The sequence below is a fragment of the Xylanibacter muris genome (assembly GCF_013166605.1).
GTDB classification, from domain to species: domain Bacteria; phylum Bacteroidota; class Bacteroidia; order Bacteroidales; family Bacteroidaceae; genus Prevotella; species Prevotella muris.
The window spans coordinates 56833-71054 of the sequence record NZ_JABKKF010000001.1; the positions used below are offsets into that span (position 1 = coordinate 56833).

Below are 14222 nucleotides of genomic sequence, written 5' to 3' on the forward strand. Positions count from 1 at the left end.
TGTGGAAATATTCTACATAAATGTGTGGAATACATCTTTATACGAAAACGCATGTCAGTGATTTATTCCATACTTATCCAACTTATTATACAATGTCTTACGGTCTATGCCCAACAGTCTGGCGGCTTTACTTTTATTACCTCCTGCCGTACTAAGAGCCTCACGTATGTGTGACAGTTCCGATTCCTCATCATAAAGAGGACGTACTGAAAGCGTAGAGGAGGTGATTTGAATGTTAAGATCCTCCGGTCTTATACGGTCGGCTGTAGAAACCAATACCGCACGCTTCACTACATTCCGAAGTTCACGGAGATTGCCAGGCCAACTGTATTTTGCCATAAGCTCCGACGCTTTAGCATCAAAACCAAGTATGTTACGCTCAAGTTCACGGTTTGCCTGCTCAAGGAAGAAATCGGCAAAAAGAAATAAATCGGAACCACGTTCTTTCAAATCAGGCATGCGGATTGTAAACTCATTAATACGATGATATAAGTCTTCACGGAAAGTGCCATTATCTACTGCCTCTGCCAGATTTTCATTCGTCGCACAAATAAGACGAAAATCAACCTCTACCTCGTAATCGGCACCGACAGGCCGTATACGATGTTCCTGAAGAGCACGCAACATCTGTACCTGAACGTCATAACTTAGATTTCCCACCTCATCAAGAAAAAGTGTACCGCCATCTGCCTCAACGAATGCACCACGCTTATCCGATATGGCTCCCGTAAAAGCACCCTTTACATGACCAAAAAATTCTGATGCCGCCATGTCACGCGGGACAGCGCCGCAATCTATTGCCACAAATGGCCGGCCGGTCCTGCGACTGCAATCATGGATTCGGTGAGCAACATGTTCCTTTCCCGTACCACTGGAACCGAGAATGAGCACAGACATCGGTGTTGGGGCGACCAATGCTACATAATCATACAGACGGCGCGAGGCTGTACCGGTGCCGTCAAGAAACTTCTTCTCTTTAGCGGAAGATTTAACGGACGTTGAATCTGCAGGCTTCACTTCCACAGATACCTTTCCTGTATCAGAGCCGGAAGCCTTAAGGGCATCCTTTATTTTTTGCAAAAGAACATCAGGGTGTACAGGCTTGGCTATATAGTCACTTGCTCCAGACTTCATCGCTTGTACGGCATTCTGGACCTCGGCATAATTTGTCATTACTACAAACGGTATTGAAAAACCACGTTTCTGCATCCACTCAAGCAAGAAAAGCCCGTCATGGTCCGGTAAACGTAAATCGGAAAGAACCATGTCTACACCGTCATTATCAAGCAATGTCTTCACAGCAGCAGCCACCGTGCTTGCAGAATTAACCTTAAAACCTTTCTTTATAAGCCACGTTCTCAACATCGTGGAAAAAGTTATGTCATCTTCTACAATTAATATACTACTCATGATTATGGATAAATTTCGACAAAGTTAGAAAATAAATACAATGCCACCGAACTATATTTATATTTTTTCTGAATATATAACATTATTCAAGCCCCGTAATAAAAACACTTATCTCTATGCCACTATATTGTTAAGTTCGGAAAGTATTTTCTCCAACTCAGACAGTATCTTGCAACAATGATCCATGCTTTCCGGAGGAGTGTTTTTCACGCCACGCATTGAGGAAAGTGCACGCAACTGAGGCACAACAGAAGAACCTATCATTGTAAAAACAGGTATCATACGATGGGCAAGCGAAGCCGCTGTTTTCATATCATTACCATACATAGCACTGCGCATCGTGTCTATACTCTGTAAAGTCTGGTCGCGGAACTGACGCAATATAGTCTGCTCTGCCTCAAAATCTCCGTCTGCAAATGCAGTAAGCGCAGCAAAACGGCTGACGGAACAATCATTGGCATCAGGATGCTCCGGAATATCCGGTGTGTCTTTTCCTGCCAGCTTTGTTATTACAGACAACAACATTTTGGTATCTACCGGCTTTGAAAGACGCGCGGCAAATCCTGCCTTCTCAAAATCCGCATCTGCAATACCGTCATAAGCTGTCATTGCCACAACCGGCATATCTCTTTCACCTAAACGCCTTATCAATTCGAAACCATTCATGCCAGGCATCTCTATATCCGTGAGGAGCATATCAGGATTCTGCTCGTCAAGCATGACAAAAAGTTGTTCTATCTGACTACACAGTATTACTTTCCACTTGCCACCAGAGATTCTTCTAAGCATCTCCCCTATAAGCTGCAACTGTATTGTATCATCATCGACAACAGCTATGCGCAATTCACAAATATATGCGGAGGATGCGTCCGGACATGAAGTATCCACCTCATCACAACATGTATTAAAATCAACGGAAGACAAGTCCTGTTCAACTTCCGTCACAGGCAATTTTACAGTAAAAGTGGAACCACACCCGGGAGCGGTATCAAGCACTAAATTCCCGCCAAGAAGATTTATAAGATTACGAGTAATGGCAAGCCCTAATCCCACTCCGTCGATACCCTGCGCACCAGGCAAACGTGTAAATGGCTTAAACACGCGACTACTTTCATCCGCTGACATTCCTTGTCCCGTATCTGTCACCCGAAAACAAAATATATTATCATCCACAGAACCCACAACCGTAACGCTTCCACGAGAAGTATACTTCAATGCGTTGCCTATAAGATTCTCTGCAATCTGCCGTATACGAAACGCATCACCCTTACATACAGCATTGTCGTTCGAAGTATACTCACAAATCAAATCAAGACCTTTCTCCTCCGCACGCAAACGGAAACTCTCCGTACAGTCGCTTAATAACCGGGATGGCGAGAAACTGACCTCACGTACGGCAATACGGCCTTTCTCAAGGAGAGAATAATCCAACAATGCGCCTACAAGTTGCAAAAGATGTTGTGACGACAAAGTTATATTGTGAAGATATTGCCTGCAACGAGGCTCATGTACATGCTGTCTCAATAATTCCGTGAATCCGGTTATCGACGCCACCGGTGATTTTATATCGTGGGTTATCGTAAGTAACAGACGCTCCCTCTGCTCCAAAAGAAGTTCCGCTCGTATACGGGCACGCTCCAAACTTATGCGATAATAAGCAGCAAGACGGCCGTCCCTCCATACAAGAACCGTAAGTATGACAGCCAACAACAATGCCATACAAGCCAGGAATGCCATCTTAATTACTGTTATACGCCGCAGTTCCGAGTCTTTCTCACTCTCCTGTTGCAGCCAATGCTGTTCATCCGCACTGATGCTTGACATTATCTGCTCGGTACGTAATGTCAGTTCCGAACCAACGGCTAACAAAGCTTCCGCCCTTTCCTTGTAACGTGTTATACGTATCTTACGCTGATTCTCCTCATCACGTCCTATATCAACAAGCACCGTTGCAACATCGTCACCGACATTTATATGCCTGGTTATCGTATCACATTCTGTTTTAAGAGTATCAACTTCAATAGATGTTGTGTCCGAGCGTGAACGTCTGAAAACATTTGCCAGACGTTTGAAAAAATTACGTCCGGTCTTTTCCACTACATATGTAACTTTCTTGCCTTCCGTATTCTCTTCCACTCCCGACCGTATCAGCACAGAATCCTTTCCGCTAAGCAGACGCTCCGCCTTTTGCTCATATACATCCAACTGAGGAACATCCTTTACAACACTCAAGAACAAAAGGGTATTCTCACGTCTTTTCTCCAATAATATGCGTAATGAATCTATACGTTGACGCTGATGCGGATCCGAAAGCAGCAACATCATACTGTCTGCATGACAAATAGCCTTGTCTACGGCTTTATCATAACCGTCATAGTCATATAAGGTACCTAAACATAGGGAACGCTCCCTGTTTACCACTTCAAATATACCATGTACAAGTTTGTTCACCGCATTCCAACGTACAGAAACTGTTCTTGACACATCAGCCAGATGAACAGCTGTACGAGTATATCTATATACGAACCATACTGCAATGCCAAGCAACACAATAAAAAAAGCATAGCCAAGCATTACCTTTAAAGGTATATGTGTTTTCTTTCTCATTGCCTCAATTATGATTTATGAATGCATGCAAAATTAACAAAAAAGAAGAAAAACACCAAAATACAACACATATTTACAGCAGAAATACAGTAATCCTATTATATGGATATCAGAAACACCCTGTATCCGTTAATTATGGTTAACAAATAATCGCGCAAAACACATTTTAAAAAACAAGAATAATAAATGTTGTAAATTTATAGCCGGAAACAATAATGTAAATTAATGAAGAAACTATTGAAACAATAAAAACTTTAAAGTATGGTATATTAAAGAAAAACAGATAGCCTGAATATGATAATAAAGACAATACATACAATAAACATGAACTTTTTGGAAGAGTTCGGCATGGCTGATTATTCTAACGGTGATATAATAATAATGGCCGATACTAAAGCCCTTCCACATAATGACTCTCCGTTTCAAATAGACATGATGCTTATCATGGCATGCACAAAAGGCTCTATAAGGTTTGACATCAATGGAGCAACTTATACAGCAAGAAAAGGAGACATTGCGATATTCTCACCCAAGACACTGATAACCAGTCTTAAAGGAACCGATGACTTCAGCTATAGAATTATCGGACTGTCATACAATGCAATACAACATTCTTTGATTGCAAACAAAAAGATATGGAATCTGATGAAATATGTCACAGAAAATCCCATAGTCCACCTTAGTCTGTCAAAACAGGTAATGGCTGAAAGATATTACTCTTTGTTGACATATAAAATGAAACAGAGAGAAACAAAATATCATAAAGAAATGATGAACGCATTACACTTATACATCTTCTATGAAATATATGAGGTGATGGAACCTCTTATTGAAAAGAATACGCCCAAGAAAGAAATACTGAGACAGGGCGACTTTCTCTTCAAGAGATTCATAGAACTGCTGACAATGAGCAAAGGCAAGGAGCGGTCGGTAAACAGATATGCGGAACAGTTATGCGTAACACCGAAATATCTTTCCGCCGTATCCAAAAGGACAAGCGGGAAAACGGCCCTTGAATGGATACATAAATATACTATTGGAGAAATAACACAACAACTAAAATATACCGACAAGACCATAAAGGAGATTTCAGACGGATTGGAATTTCCTAATCTGTCTTTCTTCGGAAAATTTGTGAAATCTCATTTGGGAATGTCACCGACAGAATTCAGAAAGCAGGATAACCTTAAGGAAAGATTCTGATGTCACAAACTCTGCAACTATAAGAATTCCAAATAATAAAATTCCCGGGGTTGTTATTACCTCGGGAATTTCATTATATATGATATCAATTGATCAATCTGCAAGTTTTGCCTTTATGAACTCACGGTTCAGACGCGCAATATTTGCTATCGACTCATTCTTCGGACACTCAGCCTCACATGCACGTGTATTTGTGCAGTTACCGAAACCAAGCTCTTCCATTTTCATAACCATAGCCTTGGCACGTTTTGCAGCCTCTGGACGTCCCTGTGGGAGAAGAGCCAACTGACTTACCTTAGAACTTACGAACAACATAGCCGACCCGTTCTTGCAGGCTGCCACACAGCAACCGCAACCAATACATGTCGCAGCATCCATTGCCTCGTCAGCATCCTCTTTTGGAATAAGGATGGAATTGGCATCCTGAGGCTGGCCGGTACGCACTGTTGTATAGCCGCCAGCCTGAATAATCTTGTCAAACGCAGAACGGTCAACCATACAGTCCTTTATTACAGGGAACGCAGCAGAACGCCAAGGCTCTACTGTTATCACGTCACCGTCATTGAAACGTCGCATATACAGCTGACATGTTGTGGCACCCGTTGCAGGACCATGAGGATGGCCGTTGATATACAGTGAACACATACCACAGATACCCTCGCGGCAGTCGTGATCAAATACAAATGGCTCGTTACCGCCTTCTATAAGTTGCTCGTTGAGAATATCAAGCATTTCAAGGAATGAGGTATCACCTGGGATATCCTTCATCTCAAATGTGTCAAAATGACCTTCTGCCTTTGGGCCGTTCTGACGCCATACTTTAAGTGTGAAACTTATATTCTTGTCCATGATTTATCTAAAATTATTGATTACTAATCAGTTATACAACTCGCAACTTAGTTCTTATAATTACGTGTCTGAACCTTAATTGCCTCATATTCGAGAGGTTCTTTGATAAGTTCAGGAGCTTTTTCATCGCTGCCCTGATACTCCCAGCAACCTACATAGAAGAAGTTCTCGTCGTCACGCTTTGCTTCACCCTCCTCTGTCTGGTACTCTTCGCGGAAATGACCGCCACAAGATTCATTACGTGAGAGTGCATCATAAGCAACAAGCTCACCCATTGTAATAAAGTCACGAAGATGGATAGCCTTGTCAAGCTCTATATTCAAGCCTTCTTTAGTACCCGGAATGAAAAGATTTGTCTCAAACTCCTTGCGTATCTTCTTTATCTTTGCAAGGCCTTCTTTAAGACCTTCCGCTGTACGTCCCATACCTACATGCTCCCACATTACATGGCCAAGCTCCTTATGTATAGAATCAACAGAACGCTTACCCTTTATATTCATCAGACGGTCGATCTCTGACTGAACGGCCTTCTCTGCCGCTTCAAACTCAGGAAGATCAGTAGACAGACGCGGCCATATTTCCTGGTCGGCAAGATAGTTCTGAATAGTATAAGGCAATACAAAATAACCGTCGGCAAGACCCTGCATGAGGGCAGATGCACCAAGACGGTTTGCACCATGGTCAGAGAAATTACACTCACCGATAGCGAACAAACCTGTTATTGTGGTCATAAGCTCATAGTCTACCCATATACCACCCATAGTATAATGGATGGCCGGATAAATCATCATCGGATTATAATACTTCACACCGTTAACCTCATTTGCAAACTCACCGGGGTTGACGTCTGTTATCTCCTCATACATATCAAACAGGTTGCCATAACGCTGACGAACGACATCAATACCAAGACGCTCGATACTCTCCGAGAAGTCGAGGAATACGGCAAGACCTGTATTGTTGACACCGAATCCTTTATCGCAACGCTCCTTGGCTGCACGTGAAGCCACGTCACGCGGTACAAGATTTCCAAATGCCGGATAGCGGCGCTCCAGATAATAGTCACGATCCTCTTCCGGAATGTCACTGCCTTTCTTTGTTCCTGCCTGCAAAGCCTTGGCATCCTCAATCTTCTTAGGAACCCATATACGGCCGTCATTACGCAACGACTCAGACATGAGGGTAAGCTTTGACTGCTTGTCACCGTGTACGGGGATACATGTCGGGTGTATCTGTACATAAGACGGGTTTGCAAAATACGCACCCTTACGATAGCATGCCATAGCTGCTGTACAGTTACATCCCATAGCATTTGTAGAAAGAAAATATGTATTACCGTAGCCACCGGTACCTATTACAACAGCATTCGCAGAAAAACGCTCCAGCTGTCCTGTCACGAGATTCTTTGCTATGATACCGCGTGCACGCCCGTTTACAATAACGACATCTTCCATTTCATAACGTGTATAGAGTTTTACGCGACCGGCATTTACCTGAGCACTGAGAGCAGAATAAGCGCCAAGCAGAAGCTGCTGGCCTGTCTGGCCTTTTGCATAGAACGTACGTGACACCTGCGCACCACCGAAAGAACGGTTGGCAAGCATGCCGCCATATTCACGGGCAAAAGGAACGCCCTGCGCCACACATTGGTCGATAATACTGTTTGAAACTTCAGCAAGGCGATATACGTTTGCCTCACGTGCACGATAATCACCGCCCTTGACGGTATCATAGAAAAGACGATAGACAGAGTCTCCGTCGTTCTGATAGTTCTTTGCGGCATTTATACCGCCTTGTGCTGCAATAGAGTGAGCACGGCGGGGTGAATCCTGGATACAGAAGTTCAAAACATTGAAGCCCATTTCTCCAAGACTGGCAGCAGCACTGGCACCGGCAAGTCCTGTACCTACAACGATAACATCAAGCTTCAGCTTATTCTTGGGGTTCACCAAACGCTGGTGAGCTTTATAATTAGTCCATTTCTCAGCCACAGGGCCTTCAGGAATTCTTGAATTTATTTTTTTATCCATAATTGCTTTATATCTTGATTATGTTTTTACTTAAGCTATAGTCACCTTAGTATTAATAGGCACAGCAAAGGCTTGGCGCAATACCGAACCAGAATGCCAATACTACAACCAGGAACGCCAGCATAAGCAATGTAGTATATACTATGCCGATAACTTTCCAACGATTAAACCAAACCTTGCCATTCCAACCCAATGTCTGCATTGCACTCCAGAATCCATGAGAAAGATGGAACCATATAGCAACAAGCCATACAATGTAAAGAACAGAGAAAAGCGGGTTTGAGAATGTGTCGCTGATATAGGCAAATCCATCTGCCGGATCATGAACGACACTGATACCGGTAACCTCGGCAAACATCATGTTATACCAGAAGTTCCAGAAATGAAGCAACAGTCCGAGCAGCACAACAATGCCAAGGACAAGCATATTCTGGGATGCCCACTCCACCCCTTTAGGCCTTGACGTCACCTCATACTTGGAATTACCACGTGCCTTCATATTCTGCATTGTAAGCAGGAAAGCGTAAACGATGTGAACAACAGCAAGAGCTGCCAGGCCAAGCGTAGCAAAAACAGCATACCAGTTGGCTCCAAGAAATTCACAAATCATGTTGTAACCTTCAGCAGAGAAAAGCGCGACCATGTTCATACAACCATGGAAGGTAAGGAACAGAATCAGCGCAACTCCAGTGACGGACATCACAACTTTTCTACCAATAGATGAATTACATAACCACATAAATGATTGAAATTTAATTATTTAAATGTTAGAATTAAAATTATTCAGACATGGTTTCAAGGCAAAGCAAGCTCTTGAGATAAAACAAGTATCACTACTTGGAAACAGGTATTTAACCTTTACTTTAGAGCGCAAAATTACTATAAATTAATGATAAATCAAAGACTTTTAAGGCAAAAATCAATTTTTATTTTTTAATTTTGCGGCAAAAATATAAAAGCCTGACCTTTAACACCAAATATGCCACAACGAATACATGTCTGACGAATATCCGTCAGAACTACCTGGAGGTTAAAAGCCAAGGCAAGACACAAGTATTATCTAAAAATGATTTTAAACTACGACGTACTGGTTATCGGCGGAGGTCATGCAGGATGCGAAGCTGCGGCAGCTGCGGCAAACATGGGCGCAAAGACATGCCTGATAACAATGGACATGAACAAGATTGCTCAGATGAGCTGCAACCCTGCCGTGGGCGGAATTGCGAAGGGACAGATTGTAAGGGAAATTGATGCTATCGGAGGTATGATGGCAAAGGTTACCGACGCCACCGCCATACAATTCAGGATGCTGAACCTGAGCAAAGGACCTGCAGTATGGAGCCCGAGAGCGCAATGCGACAGAGAGAAGTTTATATGGGAATGGAGAAACATTCTTGATTCAACCGAAAATCTTGACATCTGGCAGGACCAGGCCGACACTCTGATAGTAGAAAACGGCACTGCTAAAGGAGTGCGTACAATATGGGGAGTGGAACTTAGAGCAGGAAGCATAGTGATAACAGCAGGAACTTTTCTTAACGGCCTGTTGCACATCGGACGGCACAAGCAACAGGGAGGACGTATCGCGGAACCGGCAGTACCAAATCTCACAGAGAGCATAACCGCACACGGAATACGCAGCGCAAGGATGAAAACAGGCACACCGGTAAGAATAGACCGCCGAAGCGTACATTTTGAATATATGGAAAGACAAGACGGTGAACAGGACTTCCACCAGTTCAGTTTCATGCCTTCAAAAAAATGCCTTAACCAACTTCCATGCTGGATATGCTATACCAACAGGGCTACTCATGACATGCTGCGCTCCGGATTCGCAGACTCTCCCCTCTACAACGGACAAATAACAAGCATAGGTCCGAGATACTGTCCCTCAATAGAAACAAAACTGAAAACCTTTCCCGACAAAGACATGCACCCGTTGTTTTTGGAACCGGAAGGCGAAAATACAAACGAGATGTATCTTAACGGTTTCTCGTCATCCCTACCCGCAGAAATACAAATTGAAGCTCTACGCCAGATACCCGCATTCAGAGATGTAAAAGTATACCGGCCGGGATATGCGATAGAATATGATTTCTTCGACCCCACCCAACTGAAACATTCGTTGGAATCAAAAATAATCAACGGTCTTTTCTTTGCCGGACAGGTCAACGGCACTACCGGATACGAAGAGGCCGGAGGTCAGGGACTCGTAGCCGGAATCAACGCCGCAATACATTGCAGTGGAGGTGAACCTTTCGTAATGCACCGTGACGAAAGTTATATAGGAGTACTTATCGATGATTTAGTGACAAAAGGAGTTGATGAGCCATACAGAATGTTCACTTCAAGAGCCGAATACCGAATATTGCTCCGACAGGATGACGCTGATGCGCGTCTTACAGAAAAAGCATATAATATAGGAATAGCCAAAAGCGACAGATATAACTGGTGGACTGAGAAAAAGGAAGCAATAGAAAGAATTGAAGAATACTGCAAGACAAAATCAATAAAACCAAAGGATATAAACGGTGCTTTAGAAGCGATTGGTACATCCACACTACGTGAAGGATGCAAGCTGATTGATTTATTGGCGCGTCCACAAATAACCATGAATATTCTCTCTGATATTGTACCGGAATTGAAAAACGAACTTGAACGTCCTGCAAACAGAAAGGAAGAAATAAAAGAAGCTGCAGAGATACGCATAAAATATAAAGGATATATTGAACGTGAAAGAATGGTGGCACAAAAGATGCACCGGTTAGAGAACATAAGAATAAAAGGGCACTTCAATTATAATGAAATGCAACAACTCTCAACAGAAGCACGACAGAAGCTACAGGCTATAGATCCGGATACGCTTGCACAAGCGAGCAGGATTCCAGGAGTGTCGCCAAGCGACATAAATGTAATGCTCGTACTACTTGGAAGATAAATATCAAAAAGCAGACCAGCGTACATATACATAAGAGCAAGCTCCGCGCCCAACCCTACAAAAGTTCCACGTGAAACATTTAAGTAAATTAATTTAATATAACTCATTGATTATGAACAACAAAACACTAATGAACAACCTGCGTTGCATTAAAGATTTCCCGAAGAAGGGCATCAACTTCCGCGACGTCACAACTCTGTTTAAAGACCCGGAATGTCTGCGCATTATGGTGGATGAATTATACGAGATCTATAAAGATAAAGGTATAACAAAAATAGTAGGAATAGAAAGCCGTGGTTTCGTACTTGCATCGGCACTTGCAATTAAATTGGGAGCAGGCGTGGTATTATGCAGGAAACCAGGAAAACTGCCGGCAGAAACAGTACAGGAAAGTTTCACTAAAGAATATGGAGAAGATACGATAGAAATACACAAAGATGCGATTACTTCGGACGACGTAATACTTCTTCACGATGATTTGCTTGCAACAGGAGGCACTATGCTTGCAGCATTTCACCTTGTAGAGAAATTCTGTCCCAAAAACATATTCGTAAACTTTATTATTGAGATCAAGGACGAAGGACTTGACGGAAGAAGCATTTTCAAGAAAGAAACAGAAATAACAACTCTAATAACCGTGTAGAGACACAACACCGTAATTCACACCATAAACCGACCATAAGGTGAATCATCTTCATCGATAATAAGCATACTTGCAGTATCAACAGAAGAGATTCACCTTATTTGTTTATTTTACTTTGTTTGATTCCTGAAAAGAAAGCATTCCCGGCCATCAAAACACGGGAACTTTGTAAACAGGGTATGGAAACAATGTAAATCAATATAACGATAAATCCAAAACCTTTCAGTCATTTCCTCAAAACTACAGTATGGCAAACCATTCGACCATAATCAAACAATTTTCTACATAAACCATAAAGTTTGCAAACAGTACTACAAAGCTTAAATATTGGTATTAGGAAATGCCAGCAAACGAACTTTAAGTGTAAATAAAGAATATTTATCATTCCTCAGGCATATAGTATTACGGATTTTATTTAAATTTGCATTACTAAAAAAAGCGCACAAAAAGAAAAAACACGCACAGGCAAAGCATAAGTTTCACGTGAAACAAAATAATATAAAAACACTTAAAATAAAGTCGTTACGAAGAATGAAAAAAGAAGAAAACGATAAGCGCATTGCATATTTAAAAGGCATCGTAAGCCGACTTCCTGACAAACCGGGAAGCTATCAGTTCTACGATGAAAACAAAGTCATAATCTATGTGGGCAAGGCCAAAAGCCTGAAAAGCCGCGTATCATCTTATTTCCATAGTGAAGTGGACAGATATAAGACAAAAGTTCTTGTAAGCAAGATACATGATATTTCATATACTGTAGTAAACACAGAAGAGGACGCTCTCCTGCTTGAAAACAACCTCATAAAAAAATATAATCCCAAGTATAATGTGTTGCTTAAAGACGGAAAGACATATCCGAGTATATGCATAACAAACGAAATGTTCCCACGCATATTCAAAACAAGAACCATAGACAAGAAATACGGAACTTTCTACGGGCCATACTCCCATTCCGGCACTATGAATGCCATAATAGAGCTAATAAAAAAACTATACCACCCACGTACATGCCGTTTTCCGATAACCAAAGACGGCATAGAGCAGGGCAAGTATAAGGCCTGTTTGGAATACCATATAAAAAATTGCGGAGCCCCATGCATTGGCAAACAATCATTTGAAAGCTACCTCAAAAACATCGCACAGGCAAAAGAGATTCTAAAAGGGAACACACGCACCGTATTAAAAGACATGCGTGAGGAAATGGAAAGACTCTCCCAAGAACTGAGGTTTGAGGAAGCCGAGGAGATTAAACGGAAATATATACTCATAAGCAATTTCGTGTCAAAGAGCGAGGTGGTAAGCCATACTATCGACAATGTTGACGTATTCTCGATAACAAGCGACGGCCAAACCGCATTCATCAACTATATCCACGTCAGCAACGGAAGCATCAACCAGTCATTCACATTTGAATATAAGAAAAAACTCGACGAAACAGACGAAGAATTGCTTTTATTGGGTATAATAGAAATGAGGGAACGGTTCAAAAGCGATTCAAAAGAGATTATCGTACCCTTCGGAATAAACACAAGCCTCGACGGAATAACCATTACCGTACCGCTAAGAGGCGATAAGAAAACACTTCTCGACCTATCCGTAATGAACGGCAGGCAATACAGATTCGACCGCCTGAAACAGGCAGAAAAACTCAATCCCGAACAGAAGGCCGTACGTCTCATGAAAGAGATTCAAGAGAGCCTTAAACTGCCTGAAATGCCTTGTCATATTGAGTGCTTCGACAACTCCAACATATCAGGAACCGATGCCGTGGCGGCATGTGTGGTTTTCAAAATGCTTAAACCAAGCAAAAAGGACTATCGCAAATACAATATAAAGACAGTGGCAGGTCCTGATGACTACGCCTCCATGAAAGAAGTGGTCAGACGCAGGTATACACGCCTGACGGAAGAGTGCCTGCCTCTGCCAGACCTGATTATAACCGATGGAGGAAAAGGTCAGATGGAAGTGGTGAGAGAGGTGGTTGAAGACGAACTGCACCTTAGCATCCCCATAGCAGGACTGGCAAAAGACGACCGCCACAGAACCAACGAGCTGTTATACGGATTTCCTCCAATGGTAGTGGGAATGAAAACAAGCAGCGAACTGTTCCGGCTGCTGACACACATACAGGACGAGGTACACCGCTTTGCCATAACATTCCATAGAGACAAACGTTCAAAGCATGCACTGCACTCAGAGCTTGACGACATAAAAGGCATCGGGCCAAAAACAAAAACGCAACTGATGGCAAAGCTGAAAACAGTGAAAAGAATAAAAGAATCAGACCTGCATACCCTCTCAGAGATTGTAGGACCGTCAAAAGCCGACATAATACATAAGCATTTTAATGAAAAAAGAGAGAAATGAAAGATAAAAGCAAAACAATGATATAATTATTTGAAATAAAAAAACTAATTTTGCATTTACAATCATTGTCTGAAATTCATGCATACAAACAATGCGTATACAGACCATCCCCATAGGATCAAGCTACCCTTAATGCATCATAGAGGCAAAACAAACACACAAAACATAAATGGAA

Annotated in this window: 9 protein-coding genes; 4 read left to right on the top strand and 5 right to left on the bottom strand. The window is 42.3% G+C overall.

Features of this window, described 5'->3' with window-relative positions; all coding sequences use genetic code 11:
* Positions 1–54: 54 nt before the first annotated feature.
* Both HPS56_RS00180 and HPS56_RS00185 read right to left on the bottom strand, forming a co-directional pair.
* Complete coding sequence (locus HPS56_RS00180) at positions 55–1413, bottom strand: sigma-54-dependent transcriptional regulator (RefSeq protein ID WP_172273068.1); 1359 nt, start codon at positions 1411–1413, stop codon at positions 55–57.
* Positions 1414–1524: 111 nt separating this feature from the next.
* The gene (locus HPS56_RS00185) at positions 1525–4017 is read right to left on the bottom strand and encodes a hybrid sensor histidine kinase/response regulator (RefSeq protein WP_172272002.1); all 2493 of its coding nucleotides are present in this window, start codon (positions 4015–4017) and stop codon (positions 1525–1527) included.
* A gap of 294 nt (positions 4018–4311) precedes the next feature.
* Between HPS56_RS00185 and HPS56_RS00190 the strand changes: the two genes are divergently transcribed.
* Positions 4312–5220, top strand: a complete 909-nt coding sequence (locus tag HPS56_RS00190; protein ID WP_172272005.1) for a helix-turn-helix domain-containing protein — start codon at positions 4312–4314, stop codon at positions 5218–5220.
* Between the two features lie 93 nt (positions 5221–5313).
* Here the strand turns inward: HPS56_RS00190 and HPS56_RS00195 are convergent, their stop codons facing one another.
* Genes HPS56_RS00195 through HPS56_RS00205 form a run of 3 tightly spaced genes read right to left on the bottom strand, consistent with a single transcriptional unit; the run spans position 5314 to position 8838 of the window.
* On the bottom strand, positions 5314–6069 hold the full coding sequence (locus HPS56_RS00195; RefSeq protein ID WP_172272008.1) for a succinate dehydrogenase/fumarate reductase iron-sulfur subunit: 756 nt from the start codon (positions 6067–6069) through the stop codon (positions 5314–5316).
* A gap of 47 nt (positions 6070–6116) precedes the next feature.
* Positions 6117–8099, bottom strand: coding sequence for a fumarate reductase/succinate dehydrogenase flavoprotein subunit (locus HPS56_RS00200; protein WP_172272011.1), 1983 nt, complete (start codon positions 8097–8099; stop codon positions 6117–6119).
* A gap of 52 nt (positions 8100–8151) precedes the next feature.
* Positions 8152–8838, bottom strand: a complete 687-nt coding sequence (locus HPS56_RS00205) for a succinate dehydrogenase/fumarate reductase cytochrome b subunit (protein WP_172272014.1) — start codon at positions 8836–8838, stop codon at positions 8152–8154.
* Positions 8839–9165: 327 nt separating this feature from the next.
* Between HPS56_RS00205 and mnmG the strand changes: the two genes are divergently transcribed.
* The 3 genes from mnmG (at position 9166) to uvrC (ending at position 14047) form a co-directional block, all read left to right on the top strand.
* On the top strand, positions 9166–11037 hold the full coding sequence (gene mnmG / locus HPS56_RS00210) for a tRNA uridine-5-carboxymethylaminomethyl(34) synthesis enzyme MnmG (protein WP_172272017.1): 1872 nt from the start codon (positions 9166–9168) through the stop codon (positions 11035–11037).
* Positions 11038–11149: 112 nt separating this feature from the next.
* Entirely contained in the window at positions 11150–11680 is a 531-nt protein-coding gene (locus tag HPS56_RS00215; protein ID WP_172272020.1) for an adenine phosphoribosyltransferase, read from the top strand.
* 531 nt (positions 11681–12211) lie between these two features.
* On the top strand, positions 12212–14047 hold the full coding sequence (gene uvrC, locus HPS56_RS00220) for an excinuclease ABC subunit UvrC (RefSeq protein ID WP_172272023.1): 1836 nt from the start codon (positions 12212–12214) through the stop codon (positions 14045–14047).
* Positions 14048–14222: the final 175 nt, after the last annotated feature.

Bases quoted from the DNA above. Each gene is read 5' to 3' on its own strand.
- HPS56_RS00185 (WP_172272002.1), bottom strand. From the start codon at position 4,017: ATGAGAAAGAAAACACATATACCTTTAAAGGTAATGCTTGGCTATGCT.
- HPS56_RS00205 (WP_172272014.1), bottom strand. From the start codon at position 8,838: ATGTGGTTATGTAATTCATCTATTGGTAGAAAAGTTGTGATGTCCGTC.
- HPS56_RS00195 (WP_172272008.1), bottom strand. From the start codon at position 6,069: ATGGACAAGAATATAAGTTTCACACTTAAAGTATGGCGTCAGAACGGC.
- HPS56_RS00215 (WP_172272020.1), top strand. From the start codon at position 11,150: ATGAACAACAAAACACTAATGAACAACCTGCGTTGCATTAAAGATTTC.
- HPS56_RS00200 (WP_172272011.1), bottom strand. From the start codon at position 8,099: ATGGATAAAAAAATAAATTCAAGAATTCCTGAAGGCCCTGTGGCTGAG.
- uvrC (WP_172272023.1), top strand. From the start codon at position 12,212: ATGAAAAAAGAAGAAAACGATAAGCGCATTGCATATTTAAAAGGCATC.
- HPS56_RS00190 (WP_172272005.1), top strand. From the start codon at position 4,312: ATGATAATAAAGACAATACATACAATAAACATGAACTTTTTGGAAGAG.
- mnmG (WP_172272017.1), top strand. From the start codon at position 9,166: ATGATTTTAAACTACGACGTACTGGTTATCGGCGGAGGTCATGCAGGA.